This window comes from Paenibacillus zanthoxyli JH29, from assembly GCF_000520715.1.
Lineage (GTDB): Bacteria > Bacillota > Bacilli > Paenibacillales > Paenibacillaceae > Paenibacillus_AQ > Paenibacillus_AQ zanthoxyli.
Window position 1 is genome coordinate 1 of the sequence record NZ_ASSD01000044.1, and the last position, 5,372, is coordinate 5,372.

6 protein-coding genes are annotated in these 5,372 nt (G+C 45.0%); 1 reads left to right on the forward strand and 5 read right to left on the reverse strand.

Annotation, left to right across the window (positions count from 1 at the left end; translation table 11 throughout):
- Positions 1-126: 126 nt before the first annotated feature.
- From L691_RS27540 to L691_RS0101880, 4 genes are all read right to left on the reverse strand, one after another.
- On the reverse strand, positions 127-1,119 hold the full coding sequence (locus tag L691_RS27540) for an amidohydrolase family protein (RefSeq protein ID WP_036734726.1): 993 nt from the start codon (positions 1,117-1,119) through the stop codon (positions 127-129).
- Between the two features lie 30 nt (positions 1,120-1,149).
- Positions 1,150-2,076, reverse strand: coding sequence for an alpha/beta hydrolase (locus tag L691_RS0101870; protein ID WP_025688436.1), 927 nt, complete (start codon positions 2,074-2,076; stop codon positions 1,150-1,152).
- Entirely contained in the window at positions 2,051-2,539 is a 489-nt protein-coding gene (locus L691_RS0101875) for a MarR family winged helix-turn-helix transcriptional regulator (protein WP_025688437.1), read from the reverse strand. The genes L691_RS0101870 and L691_RS0101875 overlap by 26 nt, the downstream gene beginning before the upstream one ends.
- Positions 2,540-2,736: 197 nt before the next feature.
- A complete protein-coding gene (locus tag L691_RS0101880; RefSeq protein ID WP_025688438.1) occupies positions 2,737-3,750 on the reverse strand; it encodes a zinc-dependent alcohol dehydrogenase family protein in 1,014 nt (337 codons plus the stop codon).
- Positions 3,751-3,865: 115 nt separating this feature from the next.
- Here L691_RS0101880 and L691_RS0101885 point away from each other — a divergent pair, with 115 nt between their 5' ends.
- The gene (locus L691_RS0101885) at positions 3,866-4,258 is read left to right on the forward strand and encodes a winged helix-turn-helix transcriptional regulator (protein WP_025688440.1); all 393 of its coding nucleotides are present in this window, start codon (positions 3,866-3,868) and stop codon (positions 4,256-4,258) included.
- A gap of 153 nt (positions 4,259-4,411) precedes the next feature.
- Here L691_RS0101885 and L691_RS0101890 read toward each other — a convergent pair whose 3' ends face one another.
- Complete coding sequence (locus L691_RS0101890) at positions 4,412-5,239, reverse strand: multicopper oxidase domain-containing protein (RefSeq protein WP_025688441.1); 828 nt, start codon at positions 5,237-5,239, stop codon at positions 4,412-4,414.
- Positions 5,240-5,372: the final 133 nt, after the last annotated feature.

Genomic DNA, 5,372 nt, shown 5'->3' on the forward strand with positions numbered 1-5,372 from the left:
CCTAGGTTAGTGAAACGAGCAGTCGTAGAAAAAAAACCACCGATTCATCTCCTCCCTGTAGAGGAAAGAGTCTTCTCGGCTTTTTAGATAAATTATGGCTCCAATCTATTACGTATGAGATATACCTTACTGATCAGCCGTTAATCTCGGAAATAAGCGCAGCGCATTTTCACAATAAATGAGCCGGCGCTGGTCTTCCGTTAGCATTTCTGTGATGTCCAAAGCATCTGCTAAAGCCATGCAGGCGAAATCAGGTGTATATGGGTAGTCACTGCCATACACTAAATGGTCTATTCCAACAATTTGCATCAGGTTAGCCAACTGTCTGGGCAGGCAAGCTCCGGCCAGGTCAAAGTACAGTCCTTTCAAAGCAGCATAGATATCCACTACGTCTATTCCAATTTGTTCACCAAATGATGAAGGCGTCATTTGAAGAGCAGGTGCGATCCTATCTGCAAGTACCGGCAGAAACGCTCCTGCGTGGGGGATGATGAATGTAATATCGGAGAAACGATTCAGAGTTCCTGTTAATATCATGTTGATGACAGTGCGAGTGGTATCGAAGAAAAATTCCATCATGGGAACAGGCAAGCCTTCCACAACATGCTCTGGGACACGACCGGGTTTATTGGGATGAAGAGTGACAACGGATTTATGCCTGTTTAACTCCTCAAATATCGCATCCAAGCATGGATTACCCAGATACACCCCCAATGTGTTGGTGGGCAGTGTGAAGCCATCCACATGCAAAACATCCGTTGCGTATTGAATTTCTGCAATACTGTGCTCAACATCAGGCAATGGTAAAGAGGCAAGCAAGCCAAACTTCCCCGGATATTTCCTCACAAGCTCCGCACCGTCTTCGTTGGCTATTCGGGCCAAGGCTTTAGTGGCATTCTTGTCTCCAAAATTAATATGGGGCGATGATAAGGAAAGCATGGAAGTAGTAATGCCCAAATGATCCATGGCCTCCAAATGCATTTCCGGACTCCATGCGGGTGTTGGAAATCCGTCGGGATTGTTCTCACCGCAATTCAGCAATGCCTTCTTGTACGCCTGAGGCAAGTAATGCACATGAAGATCAATCTTCCGTGCATCCGGGTTTACAATATTGGACATTACTACAGCTCCTTTAGACTTATAGGAAACTTAATTAAAAGCATCTCTTAATTTTGTACATACCAAAGCCAGAGCATCTCGTGCTTCTTCCAATGTGTGCTGCATGTTAAAAAAACCGTGTATGACTCCATCGTACCTCTTTAGATATACGTTAACCCCGGCCGCAGCCAAACGCTGCGCATACAATTCGCCTTCATCTCTTAACGGATCGTATTCTGAGGTAATGATGCACGCGGCTGGAAGCTCTCCGAAATTTTCTGCCAGCAACGGCGAAGCCAATGGATTGTTCGCCTCGCTTAACTCGTTCAAATACTGGCGGACAAACCATTCGATGCCTTTGGTTGTAATCCTGTAGCCTTCAGCGTTTTCCACCCGGGATTTGGGTTTGGTTTCGCCCAGCAAATCTAACATTGCGTTAATGATAACTTGATAAATAATCTTGAATTCCCCTTTATCCCTGGAAAGCTGACTAATTACAGCGGAAAGGGTTCCACCTACGCTGTCGCCTCCAATGGCGATTTTATCGGCCAATACATTCAGCTCTTCAGCATGATTAGATACCCATTTCACAGTCTCGTAGCATTCTTCTACAGGTTGGGGAAACTTGTGTTCCGGAGATAATCCGTATTCTATGGATATTACCGTACAATTTGCATTATTTACGATCCTACGGCAGACAGAGTCATACACTTCAATGTTTCCAAATACAAACCCACCGCCATGAATCCAAATAAAAGCAGGATGAGGAGCATTTCCTTTGGGATGATAGACTCTAATCAGGGTATCCCTTACGGATGTTTTAACGATGAGATCGTTTACGGAGCCGACTTCGACGATGCTCTCTTTACAATCATCCCAGCTTTTTGCATACCATTCTCTTTGTTGATAAAGCGGTAGAGCATATATTTTCTCAAAGTCGGTCTCAAGTAATTTATTCAGTTTGGGATTTAATGGCATTCTCATTACCTTCTTTCGTATATTCGGATAATTCCATAAGATTTGCGCTTGCAGACTTTTCTGCCATCGCCTGAAGCCCTTTAAAAACCAGATCTTTAGTTTCTTCATCCATCCCCTCGGTGGTGTGGTCCTTCCACTTTTCCAAAAGCAAGTAGAAATCAGCTTTATTTTCTCTTGCTTTGTTGGTTAAGAAGAGTTTTTTGGCTCTTCTGTCATCCATCATCATCTCCCGCGTTATAAATCCCTTTTGTTCGAGTGATTTTATCGACCTTGCGGTTGCAGCTTTATCAATAAACAGCAGAGAAGACAGCTCTTCCTGATTGATTCCTTCATTGTCATATAGATTCATCAGAAAGATGCATTCTGAGAAACTGATATCCATGCTGCTAAAAGCAGTCGTAATATAAGCCTGAGTTTGCCTGTTAAATATCCCAACGTATTTCGCTAAAGTTAAAAGGTCCATTTATACCCCTCCATAGTTGACTTAATCAACTATATAATAATCCTCAAAGTTGATCGTGTCAACTAATTTGCAAGTTGCATCGGTCGGAATCCCAAGTGCACATTCAAGAATAAAATAAAAAAGCACTAACAACAGTGTCAGTGCTTCATATATGAATATATTCTCTTTGTACAATTATCTTTTTTTAAATGTCGAAGTTAAAACTTAATGCAAATCTTTCCAAAATACGAACCCTCCGCAAAATAATGTAGCGCTTCGACTGCGCGTTCGAATGGAAACACACGGTCAACGACCGGGCGAAGCCCGTTTTGCTCGATTGCACGGTTCATTGTTTCAAACATGTCGCGGCTGCCGACGTTAATTGCTTGCAGGCGAGCTCTTCTTAAAATGGCAGGGATAATTGCAAAACCATCTACTTGGTAGCCCGACAGACCCCCAACCATGCTGATCTGACCGCCCACCCGCAGCGCCGCAATCGACTTGTTCAGTGTAGCCGATCCGCCGAGATCGACGATATGATCGGCTCCGCGTCCACCCGTTAGTTCCAGAACAACCTTGTCCCATTCAGGCGTTTGTTTGTAATTGATCCCGAAATCCGCCCCGAGTTCCTTTGCCCGCTGAAGCTTCTCGTCGCTGCTGGATGTTATGATTACGGCTGCTCCGTGAAGCTTGGCGAATTGAAGTGCGAACAGGGAGACACCGCCGGTCCCTTGCACGACAACGGTATCACCGGCTTTCACTTTGCCTTCTTCAGCGATAGCATGCCATGCCGTCACCCCTGCGCAGGGAAGTGCCGCCGCTTCTTCATCCGTCAAATGATCCGGCACTCGAACAAGCCCTCCCTCCGGGAGTACGGCATACTCCGCCAGCATTCCATCCAGCGGACTTCCCAGTGTGCTTACCCAATTATCCCGCGTAGCCTCTCCGGATATCCAGCTCTGCGTGAAAATCCCGCTCACCCGGTCGCCGAGCTTGAACCTCGCCGTCCCCTCTCCCAATGCGACAACTTCCCCTACACCATCAGACACCGGAATTAATGGTGCATTCAATTCGGGATTGTAAAACCCATCAATTACACCCAAATCTCTAGAGTTAAGGGAAACCGCACGCATTTTAATGCTAACTTCCCCAGGACCCGGAACCAGTACCGGACGTTCCACTTCCTTCAACTGATCAATTCCAAATGCGCCTTGAATTTCGTATACTTTCATGAGAGCTCTCTCCTTTTTTTGATGGTATAGACACACATTAATACATATACTACACTTTAGTAAGGAGGCACTTTATAGTGTCCAGGGAACCTAAAGGTGCACAGGAGGACGTCAGATGAATTCTTCATATTCACATAAAACTATACAACCGGATATATCATTATCTATTTGCGGATATAGCAAGGTACTTGAGATCGTTTCCAACAAATGGACATCATTGGTCATCTATGCCATGGAAGATGGAGTTATTCGTTACGGCGAGATAAGAAGACGAATCGAAGGAATTTCCAAAAAAATGCTGACCCAAACACTCCGGCAGCTGGAACGAAACGGATTGGTTAAACGTGTTATTACGCCGTCCGTTCCACCAATCGTCGAATACTCACTCACTGCGCTGGGAGAATCTTTGCTGGAGCCGATGAGAGCGCTGAATCAGTGGACGAAAGAAAATTACACGCTTGTTGAACAGGCTAGAGCAGTCTACGATCAAGCCTACAACGAGGAATAAAACCGGGGGAATCGCATCTGCGGTAAGCAGCCGTTCACCGAGATGATCATACCGGGGTATACTTAAAAAATTGAACTCAAAAAACGACCTCGTCCTCCACTTAACTGTGGATTTCGAGGTCGTTTTTGGGTTGCTCCCCTCTTCTAATTAAATCTACTTTCTCTTCGGAAGTATGATGTATGGACGCATCATATCATGATCTTCATGCTCCAGCATATGACAATGCCAGACGTAGCGGCCGGTAAAAGGACCGAATCGGGCTATGATTTCAGTTACTTCCCCCGGGTTGGCACGGACTGTATCTTTTAAGCCGCGTTCATTGAGGGCCGGTTTAATCGGAGGAGCTGTATAACGGATCTTCCCTGTTCGATTATAGAAATTAACATCAAACGAACGACGCTGCAAAACTTGAAATTGGACAAGATGCAGATGGATAGGATGAGTATCCGCTGTCGTGTTGACCAACCGCCAAATTTCCTTTGTTCCAACCGTAGGTTTCTCCGTAACCGGACCTTCCCATGATTTCCCCGTTAACAGTTGCAATAAGCGTCCGTAATTGTCGAATGTCTCAACAAGGGGTAAGTTTCTTACTCTTTTAACATTTGTTCTTGTTAACTTAGTAATGTTGGATAAGATTGCAGGAATTTTGCTATTGTCTTTACCCTTCAGAGGCACTTTAACCCTAAACTGCATGATCGTTCCCGTTGTATTTGGATTGAGATTCCCAGGTCCTCCATTAGGGAAAGGAGCCGGGGCATTATTGGTCAGCGTGATCTTTTTGCCTGCCATTTTCGAAAAATCAACGATGACATCAACACGCTCGGAAGGTGCTATCAGAATTTGCTTTACTTTGACGGGCTTTTCAAGTAATCCCCCATCTGTGCCGATTTGAAAGAAGGATTGACCGGAATTAAGCTGTAGACGATAAAAGCGGGCGTTGGAAGCATTTAGAATACGGAAACGGTACTTCCAGGGTTCCACATTTAGATAAGGCCAAACTTTTCCATTGACCAGGTTCGTATCGCCGAAAAATTCAGGTACAACCGAAGGATTAGGGATTCGATCGTTTGGTTTTTTTAACTACGTCTGCCCAATTAACGAACAGACACGGTTT

Excerpts from the sequence above, each read along its gene's own strand:
- L691_RS0101885 (WP_025688440.1), top strand. The coding sequence starts at position 3,866 with ATGAATTCTTCATATTCACATAAAACTATACAACCGGATATATCATTA.
- L691_RS0101880 (WP_025688438.1), bottom strand. The coding sequence starts at position 3,750 with ATGAAAGTATACGAAATTCAAGGCGCATTTGGAATTGATCAGTTGAAG.
- L691_RS0101870 (WP_025688436.1), bottom strand. The coding sequence starts at position 2,076 with ATGCCATTAAATCCCAAACTGAATAAATTACTTGAGACCGACTTTGAG.
- L691_RS27540 (WP_036734726.1), bottom strand. The coding sequence starts at position 1,119 with ATGTCCAATATTGTAAACCCGGATGCACGGAAGATTGATCTTCATGTG.
- L691_RS0101875 (WP_025688437.1), bottom strand. The coding sequence starts at position 2,539 with ATGGACCTTTTAACTTTAGCGAAATACGTTGGGATATTTAACAGGCAA.